Origin of the sequence: Algoriphagus sp. UBA3586, assembly GCF_002376385.1 — a bacterium.
GTDB lineage: Bacteria > Bacteroidota > Bacteroidia > Cytophagales > Cyclobacteriaceae > Algoriphagus > Algoriphagus ornithinivorans.
On the sequence record NZ_DFMT01000030.1, the window covers coordinates 1 to 19679 of the forward strand.

Annotated in this window: 13 protein-coding genes; 10 read left to right on the top strand and 3 right to left on the bottom strand. The window is 39.4% G+C overall.

Annotation, left to right across the window (positions count from 1 at the left end):
- Nucleotides 1-59: 59 nt before the first annotated feature.
- Nucleotides 60-1379 carry a tRNA (N(6)-L-threonylcarbamoyladenosine(37)-C(2))-methylthiotransferase MtaB gene (gene mtaB / locus B2906_RS09990; protein ID WP_219958490.1) on the bottom strand — a complete coding sequence of 440 codons (1320 nt, stop codon included), beginning with the start codon at nucleotides 1377-1379 and terminating at the stop codon, nucleotides 60-62.
- Between the two features lie 232 nt (nucleotides 1380-1611).
- On the opposite strand from mtaB, the gene B2906_RS09995 reads away from it, so the two are divergent.
- From B2906_RS09995 to B2906_RS10040, 10 genes are all read left to right on the top strand, one after another.
- On the top strand, nucleotides 1612-3774 hold the full coding sequence (locus tag B2906_RS09995; protein WP_219958491.1) for a glutamine synthetase III: 2163 nt from the start codon (nucleotides 1612-1614) through the stop codon (nucleotides 3772-3774).
- Between the two features lie 549 nt (nucleotides 3775-4323).
- Entirely contained in the window at nucleotides 4324-7449 is a 3126-nt protein-coding gene (locus tag B2906_RS10000; RefSeq protein ID WP_219958492.1) for a SusC/RagA family TonB-linked outer membrane protein, read from the top strand.
- A gap of 28 nt (nucleotides 7450-7477) precedes the next feature.
- Nucleotides 7478-9043: a SusD/RagB family nutrient-binding outer membrane lipoprotein gene (locus B2906_RS10005; RefSeq protein WP_219958493.1), complete on the top strand. Its 1566-nt coding sequence runs from the start codon at nucleotides 7478-7480 to the stop codon at nucleotides 9041-9043.
- Between the two features lie 78 nt (nucleotides 9044-9121).
- Nucleotides 9122-10252, top strand: coding sequence for a glycoside hydrolase family 18 protein (locus B2906_RS10010; RefSeq protein ID WP_286939086.1), 1131 nt, complete (start codon nucleotides 9122-9124; stop codon nucleotides 10250-10252).
- A 10-nt stretch (nucleotides 10253-10262) separates the two neighbouring features.
- A complete protein-coding gene (locus B2906_RS10015; protein ID WP_286939090.1) occupies nucleotides 10263-11126 on the top strand; it encodes an ROK family protein in 864 nt (287 codons plus the stop codon).
- Between the two features lie 15 nt (nucleotides 11127-11141).
- Entirely contained in the window at nucleotides 11142-12992 is a 1851-nt protein-coding gene (locus B2906_RS10020; RefSeq protein ID WP_219958496.1) for an FAD-dependent oxidoreductase, read from the top strand.
- A gap of 12 nt (nucleotides 12993-13004) precedes the next feature.
- The gene (locus B2906_RS10025) at nucleotides 13005-14012 is read left to right on the top strand and encodes a hypothetical protein (RefSeq protein ID WP_219958497.1); all 1008 of its coding nucleotides are present in this window, start codon (nucleotides 13005-13007) and stop codon (nucleotides 14010-14012) included.
- 30 nt (nucleotides 14013-14042) lie between these two features.
- Nucleotides 14043-14228 (top strand): hypothetical protein, encoded by a 186-nt coding sequence (locus B2906_RS10030; RefSeq protein WP_286939098.1) that lies wholly within the window; start codon nucleotides 14043-14045, stop codon nucleotides 14226-14228.
- A 29-nt stretch (nucleotides 14229-14257) separates the two neighbouring features.
- Nucleotides 14258-14806: an RNA polymerase sigma factor gene (locus B2906_RS10035; RefSeq protein ID WP_286939102.1), complete on the top strand. Its 549-nt coding sequence runs from the start codon at nucleotides 14258-14260 to the stop codon at nucleotides 14804-14806.
- Nucleotides 14793-16148 (top strand): hypothetical protein, encoded by a 1356-nt coding sequence (locus tag B2906_RS10040; protein WP_219958499.1) that lies wholly within the window; start codon nucleotides 14793-14795, stop codon nucleotides 16146-16148. The genes B2906_RS10035 and B2906_RS10040 overlap by 14 nt, the downstream gene beginning before the upstream one ends.
- A 409-nt stretch (nucleotides 16149-16557) precedes the next feature.
- On the opposite strand, the gene B2906_RS10045 is transcribed toward B2906_RS10040, so the two are convergent.
- Nucleotides 16558-17286, bottom strand: coding sequence for a DUF4397 domain-containing protein (locus B2906_RS10045; RefSeq protein ID WP_286939106.1), 729 nt, complete (start codon nucleotides 17284-17286; stop codon nucleotides 16558-16560).
- Nucleotides 17287-17407: 121 nt separating this feature from the next.
- Entirely contained in the window at nucleotides 17408-19669 is a 2262-nt protein-coding gene (locus B2906_RS10050; protein WP_144603520.1) for a xanthine dehydrogenase family protein molybdopterin-binding subunit, read from the bottom strand.
- Nucleotides 19670-19679: the final 10 nt, after the last annotated feature.

Genomic DNA, 19679 nt, shown 5'->3' on the forward strand with positions numbered 1-19679 from the left:
GAATACAGGCAGGCGCTCAGGCTTATATTAGAGTGATTTATGAGGCAGCCTCATTAGAATTAATGCTTTTCGTAAACGAATTCAGGTTCTAGCACTTCCACATTTCCTGATTCATTGATGTGATCTAAAGTCACGAGTTTGGTTTCATTGATCAGCATAGGATCGTATTTGGCTGCTATACGGATATAGTTCTCCGTAAATCCATGCATTTTTCCGTCTACGATATCTTCTTCAAACAGAACGGTATATGATTTCCCCAAATTCTCCTCGTAAAATTTCCTTCTTTTTTTCTCAGATAAAATTCTCAGCATCTTAGAGCGCTCATTCCGCTTTTTCATAGGAACCACTCCATCCATTTCAGCTGCCCGGGTATTGGCTCTTTCAGAATAAGTGAAGACATGCAGGTAAGAAATATCTAGCTCGTTTAGGAAATTGTAAGTTTCCAAAAATAGCTCATCTGTTTCTCCAGGGAAACCAACAATTACATCTACCCCAATACAGGCTTGAGGCATCAAGCTCTTGATTTTTGAAACGCGGTCTTCGTACAATTCCCTCAAATATCTCCTGCCCATACTTCGTAATATAGTGTTGGAACCAGATTGAAGGGGAATATGAAAGTGAGGAACGAAGCGTTTGGACTTGGAGACAAATGAAATGATCTCATTTGTCAACAAATTGGGTTCAATGGATGAAATTCTAAATCTGTCTATCCCTTCTACTTCATCCAAAGCCTCTACTAAGTCGCCAAAACGCTCGTTTCTTTTACCATCAACGATTCCAAAATCGCCGATATTCACACCTGTTAGTACCACCTCTTTCACATCAGTTGTTGCTATTTCTCCAGCTGCTTCTAACACTGAGGCGATGGTATTACTTCGGCTTTTTCCTCTTGCTAAAGGAATGGTACAAAAAGCACAACCATAATTACATCCGTCCTGAACTTTCAAAAAGGTTCTAGTTCGGTCATTGATAGAGTAAGCATTATTGAAAGACTTTGCCTCTGTGATTTCACTCGCTAGGACTTTCGCTTCCTGTTCTTTGGCGAAATCTCCCAAAAGTTCGATTAATCGGAATTTTTCAGCGGCACCCAATACGGCATCCACTCCCTTGATTTCGGAAATTTCTCTGGGTTTTAGCTGGGCATAACAACCGATAATGGCTACATAAGAATTAGGAGATATCTTTTTAGCCTCCTTTACTATCTTTTTACACTTCTTGTCAGCATTTTCTGTAACAGAACAAGTATTAATGATGAAAATATCAGGGGAATCCTGAAATTCCACTTTTTTGAATCCCTTGTCTTCGAATTGTCTACTGATGGTGGACGTTTCTGAGAAATTCAGTTTACATCCCAACGTATAAAAGGCTACCTTTTTCACAAATTTCCTCCTGATTATGAGTTTGCAAAGGTAAACATTCTTGTCTTGTTTTCAATTTTCCAATTATGGGACTAAAAAGTGGTTGAAATCGGGTAGATGCCTTCTAAAACACCGTGTTTTATTGAAAAAAGTGTAAATTTTTCAAAAAAATGATTCAAAAATGAGGCAAAAGCATTTTGGAACACATATTTTTCTATTTTTGCTGGTACAATTTTAAACCACAAATGTAGATATGGCAACACTAAGACAGCAGGCCTTGACAATGGTTCAAGGCAGACCGCGGGTACAAGTAACCCCACCGGCCCCAAAAATTTCAGACTTCTTCGGCACAAATGTCTTTGGCATCAGCCAAATGAAGCAGTCTTTAGCTCCTTCAGTTTTCAAAAAAGTAATGGAAGCTGTAGATAAAGGAAGCAAAATTGATGTAGCAACCGCAGAAGAAGTGGCATCTGCTGTAAAAACTTGGGCTTTGGCCAAGGGTGTTACACACTACACACACTGGTTTCAGCCATTAACTGGCTCCACTGCTGAAAAGCATGATTCATTTTTCGATGCGCATGCAGGTTTGGAAAAGTTCAAAGGTTCTGCTCTAGTTCAGCAAGAGCCGGATGCATCTTCTTTCCCAAACGGAGGTATTAGATCTACTTTCGAGGCTAGAGGATACACCGCTTGGGATCCTTCTTCTCCAATTTTCATTTTCGACAAGACGCTTTGTATTCCAACTATTTTTGTTTCTTACACAGGAGAGGCATTGGATTACAAAACACCTTTGTTGAAGTCATTAGAAGCAATCAATGATGCAGCTGTACAGATTTGTCAGTTGTTTGATAGAAATGTTCGCAAAGTGTCTCCATCTCTAGGTGTAGAGCAGGAGTATTTTGTGATTGATAAAGCACTTTACTCTGCTAGACCTGACTTGGTCATGGCTGGACGTTCTGTATTTGGACACAACCCTGCTAGAGGTCAGCAATTAGAAGATCATTACTTTGGTTCTATCCCTACCAGAGTGAAGGATTTCATGATGGATTTTGAGATCGAAGCTCATAAGTTGGGTATTCCAGTTTCTACCCGTCACAATGAAGTAGCTCCAGGTCAATTTGAAGTTGCTCCGGTATTCGAAGAAATCAATAAGGCGGTTGATCACAACCAATTATTGATGGATATGATGGAGAAAGTGGCTGAGAAGCACGGTTTGAAAGTTTTATTCCATGAAAAACCATTTGCAGGTGTAAATGGATCCGGAAAGCATAACAACTGGTCTTTAATCACTGATACTGGAATCAACTTGTTCCAGCCAAGCAACTCTGCCCGTGAAAATTTGCAGTTCTTGACTTTCTTGGTAGCTACAGTGAAAGCTGTTTATGACAATTCAGATCTTTTGAGAGCAAGTATTGCTTCTGCAGGAAATGATTTCCGATTGGGTGCAAATGAAGCTCCTCCGGCAATTATCTCTGTATTTTTAGGGGAAACCTTAACAGCCATCTTGGATGAGTTGGAGAAAAACGGAAATATCAAGATTGAAAAAGGTGATAACATGTATATGAAATTGGGTATCTCTAAGATTCCTGAAATCATCTTGGATAACACTGATAGAAACAGAACTTCTCCATTTGCATTCACCGGAAATAAATTTGAATTCCGTGCTGTAGGGTCAAGTGCAAACTGTGCAGGACCAATGGCTACTTTGAATGTCATCGTGGCTGAAGCATTGAAGACAATGGCCAAGGACATCGAAAAAGAAATCGAGTCTGGCAAAGAGAAGAAATTGGCGATTGTTAATGTATTGAGAAAATACATCAAGGAATCCAAGAAAGTAAGATTTGAAGGAGATGGATACTCTGAAGAATGGGAGAAAGAAGCTGCTAGGAGAGGTCTTTCTAACTTGAAGTCTACTCCTGAAGCTTTGGATGTTTATAGCAAAAAATCCACCAAGGAGCTATTTGCAAAACACAATGTGATGAATGACCTGGAAGTTCATGCCCGTCATGAAATCATGTTGGAAAACTTCATCAAGAAAGTTCAAATCGAAAGCCGTGTAATGGGTGATCTTGCTTTGAATCATGTGATCCCAACTGCTATTCTTTATCAAAACAAATTGATAGAAAATGCAAACGGTTTGAAAGGTCTAGGCTTAGATCATTCAGCAGCTGTAGAAACAATCAAAGAGGTTTCCAAGCACATCGAATCATTGAAGTCTAATGTGACTGCAATGACTGAGGCTAGAAAGCAGCTGAATAAGGAAGATGATATCGTAAAGAGAGCCAAAGGATATCAAACAGACGTAAAAGAAGCATACTTCGAGAAAATCCGATACGCTGTCGATAAACTGGAGCTTTTGGTAGACGATGAGTCTTGGCCATTAGTGAAGTATAGAGAAATGCTCTTTATCAGATAAGAGAGAAATATAATTTAAGAAAGCCACCTTCTGGGTGGCTTTTTTTGTTTATGGAACTTTTAAATCCCATTCTGAAAGGCGTTAAAAAAAATTCTTAGTTATAATTTTCACTTTTCTAATTTTTCATTAAACTATTTTTTGAATTTTTAAATTTAAATTAATGAAGTTTGAATACTGAGCAGATAATTTTAATACTGATCCCTACTAGGGATTTATTTGTTTAATAAGAATCTACTCTTAAAGAAAAATAAAATTTCAAAAACGGACACTTTTAAAAAAAAATTAAAGAAGAAATACAATTTTGATAAAAAAAATCATAGAATTGTTTTTAATATTTTTATTAATTTTTAGCTTTACCCAATAGAGTTGCGTTTAAGGTCTGATATACAAGATAAGGCATGGTGTATCAGTTTTTTATCAAATGTTTTGATTGTAAAAATTTATAAAAGCCAAATTTTATGAAAATCGGTAGGCTGCCAATTTTATTTCACAAAAACCCGGGGAACCGGAATTCCAATTCAATTTATTTCTAACCCTTTATTACCAGCTATGAGAAAAATTTTATCGATCTCGTATGGGCTAGCCTTTTTGCTCTTTTTGAGTTTGCAGGCATATGCCCAGAATCGCATCCTGACAGGCACTGTCGTGGGTGAGACGGATGGTTTGCCCATCCCTGGGGTGACAGTCTTAGATAAGACTAACCAGACCGGGACGACCACAGATGTGGACGGCAAGTACTCTATCAGTGTCAATTCGAATTCAGTTTTAGTCTTTTCTTTTATAGGTTATGCGACTAAGGAATTTACTGTTGGCAATCAGTCTGTTTTAAATGTTACACTTTCTGAGGACGTTTCTGACCTAAGTGAATTTGTGGTGACTTCTTTTGGTATGGAGCGTGACAAAAAAGCTTTGGGATATTCCGTGACCCAATTATCCGGAGACAAATTTACAGAGTCCCGAGCCATCAATTTGGGGAACGCGCTGACTGGTAAGGTGGCAGGGGTAAATGTTACTCCTCCGGCAACAGGAGCGGCAGGTTCAACTCGTGTTGTAATTCGGGGTGGATCTTCTCTAACAGGAAATGATCAGCCTTTATATGTAGTGAATGGCGTTCCTATTGAATCAGGCAACTTAGGCTCAGCAGGCCTTTGGGGTGGAAATGATGCAGGTGATGGATTAGCAGCGATTAATCCAGATGATATTGAGAGTCTTTCTGTATTAAAAGGGAATACAGCCGCTGCATTGTATGGTGCCAGAGCTGCTAATGGTGTAATCTTGATTACAACCAAGGCTGGTCGCGCCAGAAAAGGTGTGGGGGTCTCTTTCAACTCCAATTTCACTGTAGAAAGTGTAGTGGACCAAACCAATTTCCAGAGAATTTATGGCCCTGGTCAGGATGGCAGAAAGCCATTGACTCAGGATGAAGCAATCAATACTGCAAATAATGGCTGGGGAAGCAGATACGATGGTTCCCAGACAATTCAATTTGATGGACAGCAAAGACCTTATTCTTATTTAGGTGAAGATTTTACTGATTTCTACAACATGGGTAAAACTTGGAATAACTCCATTGCTCTTTTTGGTGGAAATGAAAATACCACTTATCGTTTCTCATTTTCCAATTTGGACAACAGAGATGTAGTTCCAAATGCTGGCTTCACCAGAAATGTTGCCAATATCAATGTGAATAGCAAGCAGGGAAAATTCACATTGGCCGTAACTGGACAATACTCTAAGCAAAATGCTGAAAATAGACCTAGACTTTCTGATTCGCCAGGAAATGCCAACTTCTCAATGGTTGTAAAGCCGGGTAATATTCCTTTGGACGTGATCAAAGGGGATCCAAATAAGCCTGGAGCTTTGCCTGACGGAACTGAATTGAGATATCAGTCCAATGTTTTCCAAACCAACCCATATTGGGCTGTTTACCAATGGGGAAGAGAAGACGTAACTGATCGAGTATTGGGCAATATGTCTTTGAAATATGATTTCACGGATTGGTTGTATGCTCAGGGTAGATTTGGTACGGACTTCCAAGTTAGAGATGAATATGCTTTTGAAGCATATGGGACCGCATTTAAACCAAGAGGTAGTTATAACACTACCATGACTACTATTCGAGAAAATAATGCAGACCTATTAATTGGTTTCGATAAATCTTTTGGAGATTTTGATGTAGATGGTTTTGTAGGTTCTAACATCATGAGAAGAACCATAGAAAATCAAAGAGGTGGTGGGAATGATCTTGTTGTTCCTTTCTTCCACTCTGTGACGAACGTAGCTGCTCCGACTTTCGGGTACGGTTTTTCTGAATTGGGAATCAATTCTTATTTCGCTGCTGCAAACGTGGGCTATAAGAATATGATTTTCTTGAACTTGACAGGACGTCAGGATCAGTTTTCAACTCTTTCTCCAGCGAATAGCAAGTTATTTTATCCTTCTGTAGGTCTTTCGGCTGTGATATCAGACATGCTTGAAATGCCAAACTTTGTCACATTTGCAAAATTGAGAGGTAACTGGGGACAAGTAGGTGGTGGAGCACCGAATCCATATGCTTTAAACTTGACATACGGACTTGTTGGAGCAGGACACTTGGGGGCCAATTTAGGGCAGATCAATAATGGTTCTATACCAAATGCAAATCTAGCGCCTTATACGTCTACTGAATATGAAATTGGAGCTGATGTCCGATTTATGGATAATCGATTGGGAATCGATGTCGCTTATTATAAAAGAAGAACCTCTGACGATATTCTAGCTACTGGAATCTCAGCAACTTCCGGTTTTGGATCTACTACGGTAAATATTGGTGAGTTGGAGAACAGAGGTATTGAATTATTAATCAATGCTACTCCTATCATGGGTGAATTTAGATGGGATATCTCATTCAACTTTGCCAATAACCAATCTGAAGTATTGAGCTTGGGAACCAACGCAGCTGGTGATCCTATAGAGTTTATCAACTTAGATGAAGCTAGAACCAGAAGAGAAAGAATCAGACACATTGTTGGTCAGCCTTTAGGTATGATTTCAGGTTTCAAGCATTTGGAAATCAATGGACAAAAAGTTTACGATGCTAATGGATTCCCAGTAACAACCAATGGCTATGAAACTATTGCTGAGGGTCGTCATCCAATTTCCGGAGGTATTACCAATACTTTCTCATACAAAGGGTTCCGATTGATGGCTTTGATCGACTTTAGACAAGGTGGGTCAATCATGTCAGGTACTGATTATTTTGCATACCAATATGGACTACATCAAAATACTCTGAATGGGCGTGATGGTTCGTTGACTGTAAGTGGAGTCACTCCAGAGGGTACTCCCAAAACCTGGACAATTCCTGCAGATCCTTCCGATCCAACCAAGTATTTGATTGACAATTACTGGCAGCGATATGCGCAAGTGACAGAGAATATTGTCTATGATGCTTCATTTGCCAAACTGAGGGAATTCTCTTTTGGATATACCTTCCCGAGAGCATTTATAGAAAGGACTCCGTTCCAGTCATTGTCCCTGTCTTTGGTAGGTAGAAACTTGGCTATTCTTTGGAAAAACACACCTAACATTGATCCTGAAGCAGCCTATACTACTTCTGGAAATGCCCAGGGTTTGGAGTTTTTCTCTGTACCAGCAAACAGAAGCTTTGGATTTAATCTATCTGCTAACTTCTAAGTCGGTTCAACCCTAAACTATTGAAACAATGAGAATTTTAAATAAAATGACCGGTCTGGTGTTGGCTTCTTTGCTTTTTGCTACTTCCTGTAGCGAACAGGACTTACTTGACCTAAACGTGAATCAAAATGCAGTCGAGGATATCGACATGCAATACCTCTTTTCCCTAGCGACATTGCGAATCGGAGGGGAATATGAAAATACTAGGGCCAATATGTTGTATGCAGCTACAATGATACAGCATACAGCTTCTACAGCAGGCTACTTCAGTGGAGATAAGTATTTCTATTCAGCCCAGTATTCTGGAGCTTATATGGAAAGACATTTCACCGATGTGATCCGTCTCTTTTCCGAAGTAATCCGAAAAACCAAGGATAAGCCAAATGAGGCAAATGTAAATGCTGCGGCAACTATACTTCGAACTTTTGACCTATTAAGAATGACTGATATGTATGGAGATATTCCTTACACGCAGGCAGGTTATGGCTTGGAAGGTGAACAAAACTGGTTTCCAGCGTATGAGCCACAAAAGGAAGTTTATTACAAAATGATCGATGACCTTAAGGCCGCTAGGGATAAATTTTCTTCTTCTGCAAGACCTTTAGGAGTTCAGGATTTTATTTACGGAGGAGATATCTCAAAGTGGAAAAAGTTTGCTAATTCTCTATTGATGAGAATGGCAATGAGAATGAGCAATGTTGATCCAGCAAAGGCTCAGGAAGTTTTCACAGAAGCAAATAGCAGTGGTGCCTTTACCAGTAATGATGATATTGCTTTTATCCATTATGCACCAGGGCCTCAAGGGGTAAATAGAAATGGTTTAAATGATGGTTATTGGAACACTTATAAGTATTCTAGGGATTGTAAGATTTCCAAAACATTCATGGACTGGATGAATGCTAACAATGATCCAAGAAAAATGATCATTACAGGTGGAATAGGGAATCCAGAAAATGCATCCACTTGGATAACTGCTCCTGAAGAACAGATAGGGATGCCAAATGGCTACAATTCAACTAATATTAGAGATGTTGTTGCTCCTGGAACTTTGGATCGTTTTACGATTGTTCAGCAAAACTTCTCTATGTTGAATTTGAAATATTTGGATTGGGAAGACCCTTATTACTTGATTTCTTATGCAGAGGTTGAGTTGATGAAAGCAGAAGCAGCGTTGAAAGGCTGGATTAACTCGAGCGCAGAGTCTCATTTCACAGCTGGAGTGAGAGCAGCCATCAATTCATGGGTGTATTTTGATCCGGATTTTTCAGTACCTGCAAATGAAGTTTCTGCTTACATAGCAGGAAGAGGATTTGCAGCCGCATCAAATCAAGATAAACTACGCTTGATTGGTGAAGAGTATTGGGCAGCTACTTATTTGAATGATATTGAATCTTGGTCCAATTGGAGAAGAACAGGCTATCCTGCTTTGACTCCTACACAAGATCCTAATGCATTTGAAGGGAATTTTATTCCAAGAAGGTTGAGATATTGGGAATCAGAGATCGGTTCTAATCCTGAAAACTATCAAGCGGCCACTTCAAGAATGGGTGGTGATTTATTCGCTACTAGAGTTTGGTGGGACGGAGGAAATTAATCCTCATCTTTCTTAATTTTGACAGAGGTTTTGATGAATTTCAAAGCCTCTGTTTTTTTAATTCTAAATTGAATCTCTATGAGACTATCTTTCATCTTCCTAGCTATTTTGATTTTCAGTTGTGCTCCCAAAGAAGAAGCACAAGACTATCCGGAAAAAGATTACCACATTGTAGGCTATGTGGCGGGTTGGAAAAATATCAATCCAAAAAAAATCCCTGCAGATAAGTTAACGCATATCAACTATGCATTTGCTGATGTGAAAGATGGGATAGTCACCCATATTGATGACAGAAAGGCAAAAGACAGCACCAATTTAGCAGCTTTACAATCCCTTAAACTCATTAATCCTGATTTAAAAATTCTCATTTCAATTGGTGGATGGACTAGGTCTAAAGGTTTTTCTGATGCTGTTTTAACTGTCGAGGGGATAAAAAAGCTGACAGCTTCCGGAGTTGAATTTTTGAAAAAACACCAATTGGATGGATTGGATTTTGATTGGGAGTATCCTGGCTTACCGGGGGATAATAATCCTTACCGAGCAGAAGATAAAGATAATTTTGTAGCCATGCTCAAGAGTTTTCGTTCAGCATTGGATTCTTTGGGAGAGTTGGACAATAAGCATTATTTGATGACTATTGCTTCGGGAGGATTTAGAAAATATTTGGAAGTCAATAATATGGCCGAAGCTCAAAAGTATTTGGATTTCATCAACATCATGGCTTACGATTTTTATACTGCAGGAGATGAAATTACAGGGCATCATGCCAACCTGTATCCCAATGGAAGCAAAGGGATGTCTGCTCAAACTGCAGTAAACGAGCACATAGAATTTGGAATACCAGCTGAAAAACTAGTATTGGGAGTTCCTTTCTATGGTAGAATGTGGAAAGGGGTAGACTCTGAAGATAATGGTCTTTTTCAAGCTGGAAATTTTGAAATGGGGCTTCCTTATCATCAAATCTATGCACTTTCAAAAAACTCCTCCTACAGTAGATTTTGGGATACTAAAGCCTCTGCTCCCTACCTGTTTTCACCATTGGATTCTACCTGGATTACTTTCGAAGATGAAGAATCCCTAAAAGCCAAAATGAAATTTGTCAAAGAGAATCAATTAGGAGGGGCAATGTTTTGGGAGCTTTCTGAGGACAATACAGGTACTTTACTAAATACACTTTATAATTCTTTGAATCCTGCTGACTCCAAATAAACTATTTAAGATGAGGACAATAATTGGAGTGGATATTGGAGGCAGTCATATTTCAGCAGCGCAGATAAACTGGAATTCTGGAAGCATACAACTTTCCAACTTTTATGAAGCAGATGTAGATACTTCTGGCTCAGTTGATGAAATCATTGACGCATGGTCAGAAGTAATTAAAAAAGTAGCTAATGGCAAACAGGCAATTCAACTAGGTATCGCCATGCCAGGGCCTTTTGATTATGAACAAGGAATTTCTTTGATTCAAGAACAAGGAAAGTTAAAAAGTCTGTATGGCTTGTCAGTGAAAGACTTATTGGCTCAATCCATTTCCATTGACTCGGAATTCATCTTATTTATGAATGATGCAGAGGCTTTTCTGAGAGGGGAAAGTATGGTAGGTGCTGGGAAAAAGTATAATAATTTAATGGGGCTAACATTAGGAACCGGCCTAGGCTCAGCTATTCAAGTGGAAGAGGTAGTAAAGGATGCAAAGCTTTGGACAGCTCCTTTTAGGGATGGAATAGCAGAAGACTATTTGGGAACGGCTTGGTTCATTGGAGAAGCAAAAAAACAATATGGATTGGAAATAGAAGGAGTAAGGGACTTGTTGGCTCCAGAGGTGGATTCTGAGATCTCTCGATCTATTTTTCAGAAATTTGGGAATACATTGGGCGAATTTTTATTCCCCTATGTTTCAAGACTTCAAACTGAGTCAGTTATAGTTGGCGGTAAAATTTCTAATGCATCTAAATTTTTTCTTCCGTTCACTCAGACTTACCTCGAAAGAATGGGCTTGGAACTGACTTGTAAAAAATCTGAATTGGGTGAAAATGCTTCTTTGATTGGTTCAGTTCAACCATTTTTTAAAAATCTAACATGAAATAAAAACTGATTTATGAAAAAGATAACTTGTTTAAGCCTTCTGTTTTTTGGCTTTTTAAACCTTCTTTTTGCTCAGGAAAAATATGATGTATTGATTGTGGGAGGGGGAGCAAGTGGGACAGCTGCTGGTATTGCTGCAGCAAGAATGGGAAGTAAAACTCTAATCGTGGAGCCTACCACTTGGTTAGGAGGAATGCTCACATCTGCGGGTGTTTCAGCAATTGACGGGAATCACAGGCTGCCTTCAGGCATTTGGGGTGAATTTAGAGATAGTTTAATTGCTTATTATGGTTCTCAACAAGCCCTTTCCACGGGCTGGGTTTCCAATACACTTTTTGAGCCTAAAGTGGGGAATGAGATTTTTCAACGAATTGCAGCTTCGGAACCAAATCTTAGAGTTTCATTTCAAAGCGAATGGAAGTCAGCCCAATATGAAGACAATCGATGGACTTTGGTTTACGAAAGGGATGGTCAAACTCGAAAGGCTAATGCTCCCATTTTGATAGATGCAACGGAGCTGGGGGATGTGGCAGCATCTTTAGGATTACCTTACCGATTGGGCATGGATTCCAGGGCTGAAATAGGAGAGGAGTTTGCGCCCGAGAATGGGAATGATATTGTTCAGGACCTGACCTATGTAGTGACGCTTCAGGACTATGGGAAAGGAAGTGATCAAACTATTCCTAAGCCAAACAATTATGATCCGGATGAGTTCGCCTGCGCCTGTGCCCATGCTGATCCCATCACAGATAACGCCCCAACTTTAGACTGTGATAAAATGCTGGCTTATGGAAAACTTCCGAATGGAAAGTACATGATCAATTGGCCGAATTGCGGAAATGATCACTATGTGAATTTAGTGGAGTTGAGTGACGAGGAACGAAAAATGGAACTGGAAAAAGCCAAACAGACAAGTTTACGATTTGTTTATTATATCCAAAATGAACTCGGATATAAGCATTTGGGAATTGTGGAGGATGAGTATCCAACAGAGGATAACTTGCCAATGATTCCTTATCACAGGGAGTCTAGAAGATATTATGGCTTGGTAGATTTTACGCTGCCCTATGTAAAAAGTCCTTATGATGCTCCTAATGCCTTGTACAGAACAGGCGTGGCAGTAGGAGACTATACGATAGATCACCATCATAAAAAGAATTTGAATGCTCCAGAGATCGATTTTATCAAAATTAGAGTTCCAAGCTATAATGTACCATTAGGCGCTCTGATTCCTAAAAATCATCCCGCTCTAATTTTAGCAGAAAAAAGTATTTCTGTTTCCAATATTGTCAATGGCGCATCCAGGCTTCAGCCGGTGGTATTGGGGATAGGGCATGCGGCTGGAGTCTTGGCAAGTATTGCTTCTAAAAACTCAAAAAAGTTAGACGAAACATCTATTAGGCAAGTACAGTGGGGGCTATTGAATCAAGGTGCCTATATCATGCCTTTTATTGATTTGAATCCAAGAGACCCACACTTTAGGGCGATGCAGAAAATAGGTGCAACAGGAATTTTTAAAGGAGTAGGGGTTCCATATTTATGGGCTAATCAAACTTGGTTTTATCCGGAAAGGCCTGTTGCGGAATACGAATTGATGTCAGGATTAAAAGAGGTATATCCACACTTGAATGAATATTGGGGAGCATCCGGGGATTACTTGACGGGAGAAAGGTTTCAAGCCTTTTTGGAAATGATAAAAGAGAATACTCCCTTTCTTGAGATCGCTCAGGTTTGGAAAAGGAAGGGCTTGGAAAGTGATTTTCGGACAGATAAAATCCTCAATAGGAGAGAGGTTTCAGTTATTTTAGATGAAATTCTGGACCCATTTTCAAAACCTATTAGTTGGAGTGGAAAATATGATTAGTTAATTTTCCTTATGCAAAATGTTAGAATCTTCGTTTCATTGGCTTGGCTAATGATAATTTCCAACTCTGTCGAGGCTCAATCATTTTTTAAAATATTGGATAAAGAAAGTGGTGCGACCATCAATTATCCCAATGCAGAATTAGTACAAGATGGATTTATCAACTTTGCTGGCATCTCTTTACGTAGTTCAAAAGAGGTGTTTTCTTATACACCCTGGTCTGACCAACCTTTAGAGAAGTCCAATCATCAGTTTTTCTTAAGCATCAATCATTCAAAATATCTTCCAGAATGGATAGAGGTCGATTTAATGAAATCTGACACGCTGACAGTATTACTCAGGCCTGATCCAAAACAAAATGGACTTGGTAAAGAAGCCATATACCAGAATTGTGGTGAACCAATCTATAAAAAATATTACCCAAGACCCTTTCGCGAGTGGGAGGATCTCCCAAAAGAACTGCTTGAAAAAGTAGAGACAAAACTACTTGATGCATTTGGGCCGGGTTTATTAAAGCAGCTGTACCTTTCTTCTATTTATAGATTTGTTGCGGATGAAATGAATCAAGCCGAGGGAAGGATAGTTTATCAGCCTGGTGAAGTAGGATATAGAATCTGTCTTTCTTACTCTAATCCAAAAGCAGGAATATCTCAATACTCCTCTGATTTTTATGTTAACTCTAGTGGGCATATTTCAAAGCTACCCAACTTTCCAAATATTAACTTGCGGCCATCTTTTTCAAAAGGTATAGATCTTCTTGATTTTTCAGAATTAAAGAAAAAAGTCGAATTGGATGGAGAAATTGATCTTGAAAAATCTAACTCAGATTTTCAATACTTTGCTAGATCTAATTCTTTTGTTTGGGTTTTCACTCAGATCATGAAGGAAAATAAAAATGGTATTCAGTCCTCTAAATCAGTTTATTATGACGCTGAAACAGGTAGGAAATTAGCGATATTTTTTGATGAGAATGAGTTTTTTTATCATTTTGATGGTATCAGTGTAGCGTTGGATAATTAGTATTCGTATCCTAAAAAAAAGGATATGAAATTGTTTTTGAAAGTAGGGGTCTTTCTACTCTTTTGTAGCTTTTCTTTTCCAGTTGGTTCGGATCAATTGGAAATCAAAGAAATTGCTATCAAGCCAGAAATTGAAACTTCTGCTATTAGAAACAATCTCATAACAGAAAAGGAAAATAAACCGAAACCTGCTTCAGGACAAGAAGCGTTTGAATAAGGACAAGCCCGGATTTTAAGTCTTTTGTATTGAATTGGTCTGACGAAGAGTTGATTGCCGGTTGCAAACGGCGCTCACCAAAACATGAGGAATTTTTTTTTAAGAAATACTATGGCTATGTCATGGGTATAAGTCTTTCCTATGCCAAAGATCGGGATTTGGCTAAGGAGATAGTCAATGACTCTTTTCTGAAGTTTTTCGGTTCGATTAAAAATTTTGATGAGTTTCAGTCTGTGAAATCCTGGCTGAGACGAATCACCGTGAATACCTCGATTGATTTCTATAGAAAAAACAAAAAAATACGAGAGCAACTGGAAATCAATGAACAGACGGAGGTTTTTCACGAAGTAAATGCCATTGGTAATTTGGCCTATGAAGACCTGATTGCCTTATTAAATCAACTTCCGGATGATCAGAAGTTGGTATTCAACCTTTACGAAGTGGAGGGATATAGTCATAAAGAAATAGCTGGGAGACTTAAAATCACCGAAAGTTCTTCCAGGGTCTATCTAGCTCGTGCCAAAGCCAAACTGCGGGAGCTAGTTCACACACATTTAAAAGAATATGCAGGAAGATAAGCTGAGCAAAGAGATAGCGGACTCCCTGAAAAAGTATCAGGAAGAAGGCAATCAGCCCTACGAAATAGGAGCCTGGGAGAGCTTTGAGAAAATGCGCGGAGCTTCTAAAATTAAACCATTCTTCTGGTGGATCGGAGGGGTGGCAGCAAGCTTACTATTGATAGGGACTTTTTATTTCTTGCTTCCAAACTCAGAATTGGAAAGTCCTCTATTAGCAGAAGATTCCCATGGAACGGAAAAAGTCGTAGAAGAAAATAGAATTGAAGAAGCTCGTCAAGAAGGCTCTAAATCCTCTCCCTCAGTGGAGACGGAGAGAAAATCAGAGAGTATTCAAGAAGTTATCCCACAAGGAAAATCTAAGAATACCAAACAGTCAAATGGCCTAAAAGAAAAGCAAAGCAATCAATCTCTCATTGCATCCAAGGATCCTGCAAAACAGCCAATTAAAGAGGAAGAAGAATCCAAGGAGCTAATCAGTGATTTGAAATCAAAAGAATCTCCATTCACTCAAAAAGTCATAGCTCAGGCTGAAAATATTGAAGAAATAAAGTCAGAGAGCAAATCAGAGATTTCTACTACAAGTGGCTTGAATGCTAAAGAGTCTTTGATGTCTGAAAGTAAAGTTGAACAAGGCAAGCCGCTAATAGCTGTCAAAGAAGAGCCTGAATTCGATCCTATTCCTAAAGAAAAATCTTCAATATCCTATGGATTAGGGGTAGCACCAGGTTTTGGTTCTGCTAGGCAAAATGGAGAATCAATTTCAGGAAATACCTTAGCTATGGGGGTGATGGTGAATTTGGATCTTCCAGGGAAATTGACTTTGGGATCAGGCTTAGGCTTGAACTTGCTGAATCAGCAAAGTGATGTTTCCAATAGGCCAATGGTGGGCTTTAACATGAGTATAGCCCCAGTTACAGAAACAATAATTGTAAGACAGACTCAGGTTGAAATTCCGATTTACCTCAAGTACCCCATTACTAGGTCTAACTCCCTGTCCGTTCAAGCAGGTTTCTCCAATTTCTACGCATTCAATCAGCAGGCAGAATTAGAGACTTCCTTTACCAGACAAGTAACTGTGGCAGATGCTTCAGCCGCAAATTCATTCCGCACTTTGAATGAAGATGTGGTTCAGACCAGAACATTGGAATCGGTAGATAGTAGATTTTACCCTTTAGCCACCATGAATTTTGGATTGAATATCAGGCTGCTACAGGCTGAAAAAAGCAGCTATGTATTGATGCCATTTTACAATTATCCTTTACGACAGTTTACAGGATTTGGAGATAATCCAGGCTTTTTTGGAGCTTCTTTCAAAGTGAACTTTGGAGGAGGAAAAGAATAATAATTTAGGGGTTTGATTACTTCAGAAAGGCCAACTCTATTTGAGTTGGTTTTTTTTTGACCCAAAGACTTAGCTAGATCTGGTTAAGATAATTTGAAAGCTATAATGCTAGATTTGAAGATTTAGACTTGAATGTATCTCTCTTCAATAAGGATTGAATGAGGGGTCTATGAGGGTGAGTCTCAAATTTCAACATGGTTAGAAATGATTTGATACATCGTATAAAGGAATATTTTTAATTTCATTGGGCTTAAAAGGTAGTGAATAGCATCTATAAGATTGGACGTTTAATGGGACCAAACAATGGAAAATCAGCTTTAGAATTGAAGCTTATATTCTTTAAATAGTAATAGAATAGGTAAAAAAAATCCCGGACCGAATGGCCCGGGATTTTTTCATTATGAGGCATTTAAAAATTTACATAGTTGGTAATGAGTTGTAAATCCATTTTCTGGGTTTGATTAGTAGTTTCAGCTAATCCTCTCAACACAAAAGTGTAGACTCGATTCCCGTTAATCTGTACATCATTTGCGCTAAGGAGTACATCTCCTGTGGCTACAGATTTTACCTGGACATTATAGGTGTTCTTCTTCACCATGGTGAAATTTGAGTCATCTCCGAAATTCATATTATTGGTCACAGGAGTGCTGAGATTAGAAAATTGTAGAAAAACCTCTCCGGTATCTGGTGACAAATGCACCATCCTTACCTGTGCAGAATCCGCTGAAGGCAAGGTCCATTCGTCTTCAATCAGGATAGCGTCCAAATCAGCTACTTTGTCTAAAACGAACATGGAGTAAATAGCATCTTGTTCTATTGTGAAATCTTTTTGAAGCAGAGTAGTAGTGGAATTAAAAGAGGAAAATCGGAAGGATCTTTCTCCCACATAAAACGGACTATAAGCAAGAACCTCTGCGAAATTTAAGGGCTGGTTATTCACCCGATTTTGATTTGCAAAAATATCCATTGCAGGTGCATCGGGAGAACCCTGATAAATGGAAATGTATGCGGCTGGCTGTGTTGGTGGAGTGTCGAAATTATTAAGACACCCACTGACCAGTATTGGTAAACCAATTAAAGTGGCAACCAACGACCATTTAGATTTGAACCTGGGTGAAGAAATGAAACTTTTAATCATAGTGTTTGAATGTTTTTAAATTCCTTCTCTAGACGATTCCATTTGTCAATTCGCTTCATTTAGCACAAAAAAAATGGCCTGAAAATAATTGATTCAGGCCATAATCTTGATTTAAAGTTATTTACATCTTCAAATTTTGCATTTCAAGCTGTGGTGCAAATGGTTGTTCGTAATAACGTTTTCCAGTTGCCTTGTAAAGTGAATTAGCTAAGGCTGCAAAGACAGGTGGGAAGAGTGGCTCTCCCAAGCCTGTTGGGTCTTCATTATTTTGTACAAAATGAACTTCGATTTTCTTTGGAGACTCTTTTTGTCTGATCATTCTGTACTTATCAAAATTGCTTTTGGTAGGAACCCCATTTTCAAAGGCTAATTCTCCAAAGAAGGCATTTCCAATACCATCTACAATTGCCCCTTCTCCCATATTGGCTGCGGCATCAGGATTGACGACTACTCCGCAGTCAACGGCTGCATAGACATTCTCTACTACCGGTTTGTTGTCTTTGATGACGGTATCCACTACTTCTGCAACATAAGAGTTATGACAGAAATAAGCAGATACGCCACGATGCACATTGTCTTTAGGGCTGTTCCAATTTGACTTTTCCTTGACCAGTTCCAAAACACCTGCATAGCGCTTAGGGTCGTAGTCGTTGTTGCTTCCTACAGGGTTGGTTTCCGCTCTTTTTAATAATTCCAAACGGAAATCAATTGGGTCTTTACCCATCTCTTCAGCTAATTCATCTAGGAAGCTTTGTTCTGCTCCGGCGATAAAGTTGGATCTCGGTGCGCGAAATGCGCCAATAGTAATGTTGGAAGGAATGTCCCATCCTTCTGCCAGATAATTGTCCAGGGCTCCAGCCGGGAATCTATTGGGATGAATAGGGGTCTCCGGGATTCCTCCTGCTTTGACATGTAAGGCTGTCAAATTGTTGTTTTCATCCAGCGCAGCTCTATAGGTTGCTGTATAAGTGGGTCTATACACACCTGCAGTCATATCATCTTCCCTGGTATAGACCATCTTTACAGGGGCTTGAACTTTCTGGGAAATGAGAGCAGCTTCTACCATGTGGTGACTGTAAGCTCGCCTGCCAAATCCTCCTCCCATTCTTGAAAGATTGATTTGGATATTTTCTCTAGGTATTTCTAAGGCTTGAGCCAAAGTTCCCATGATAAATTCAGGAGCTTGAGTAGGTCCATAAATCACAGCCTTGTCCCCTTTGACATCTGCAAAACAATTCATCGGCTCCATGGTATTATGAGCCAAAAAAGGAGCGGTGTAGGTTCTTTCAATAATTTTAGCAGCTTTATTAAACTCACCTTCGGGATCCCCGTCTTTTCTCAGGATGTTTCCTTGTTTTGCCGTGAATTCAGCCATTCTTTCTTTATGACTGCTGGTATTCTCCAATCCTGCCGGAACTGTGGCAGTCACAGTAACACCACCTCTTCCGGCCATTGGGAAAGTGGATTCAGGGGCTTTTTCCCATTCCACCTTCAAAGTCTTTTTCGCCTGCATGACTTCCCAAGTGGAATTACCCACAATTGCAATGATCTCAGGGAAAGTCGTGGTATCAAAGAAATTTCTCTGGTAGTCATCTTTGAATAAAGAAATAGAAAAGACGTCCAGAATGCCGGGCATATCAGAAACTGAATTTTTATCAAATGATTTCAATTTCATTCCAAAGGCAGGAGGGTGGACAATTGCCGCATACTTCATTCCCTCCACTTTATGATCTAAGGAAAAAAGTGGTTTACCGGTTAGGATTTTGACCCCGTCTACGTTCTTTTTCGAGTTTCCTATGATCTTAAAATCCTTTATTTCTTTTAACTGTACTTCTTCCGGCACTTCCATTGTAGCGGCCAAGGAAGCCATTTCTCCATAATGTGCTTTTTTTCCACTGGATTTGTGTTCTATTTGACCTGCAGCTGTAGTGATTTCGGAAGCAGGTACATTCCAGCCTTGAGCTGCTGCTGCCACAAGCATGGCTCTAGCTGTGGCACCGGCAGTTCTTAATGGAGTCCAACCTTGCCTGATACCCTGGCTTCCTCCTGTGAATTGTCTGTCAAATCTCTCTGGATAAAAATCAGCCTGCTCTACAAAAACATTTTTCCAATCAGTGTCCAATTCCTCTGCCAAGATCATCGGCATGGAAGTTTTTACATTGGAACCGAATTCTGGGTTTGGAGAATAAAGAGTGACTGCTCCATTTTCACCAATTTTGATGAAGTTATTGAGTTCAAACCACTCTTTGGGCATCTCCAGCATTTCTTTGGATGTAGGCTTACAGCCTGCTAGCCAACTGAAACTTAATACCATGCCACCTCCCGCAAGGGCGGATACTTTCAAAAATGATCTTCTGTTCAATTTTGTATTTACAATGGTCATAATTTCAGTA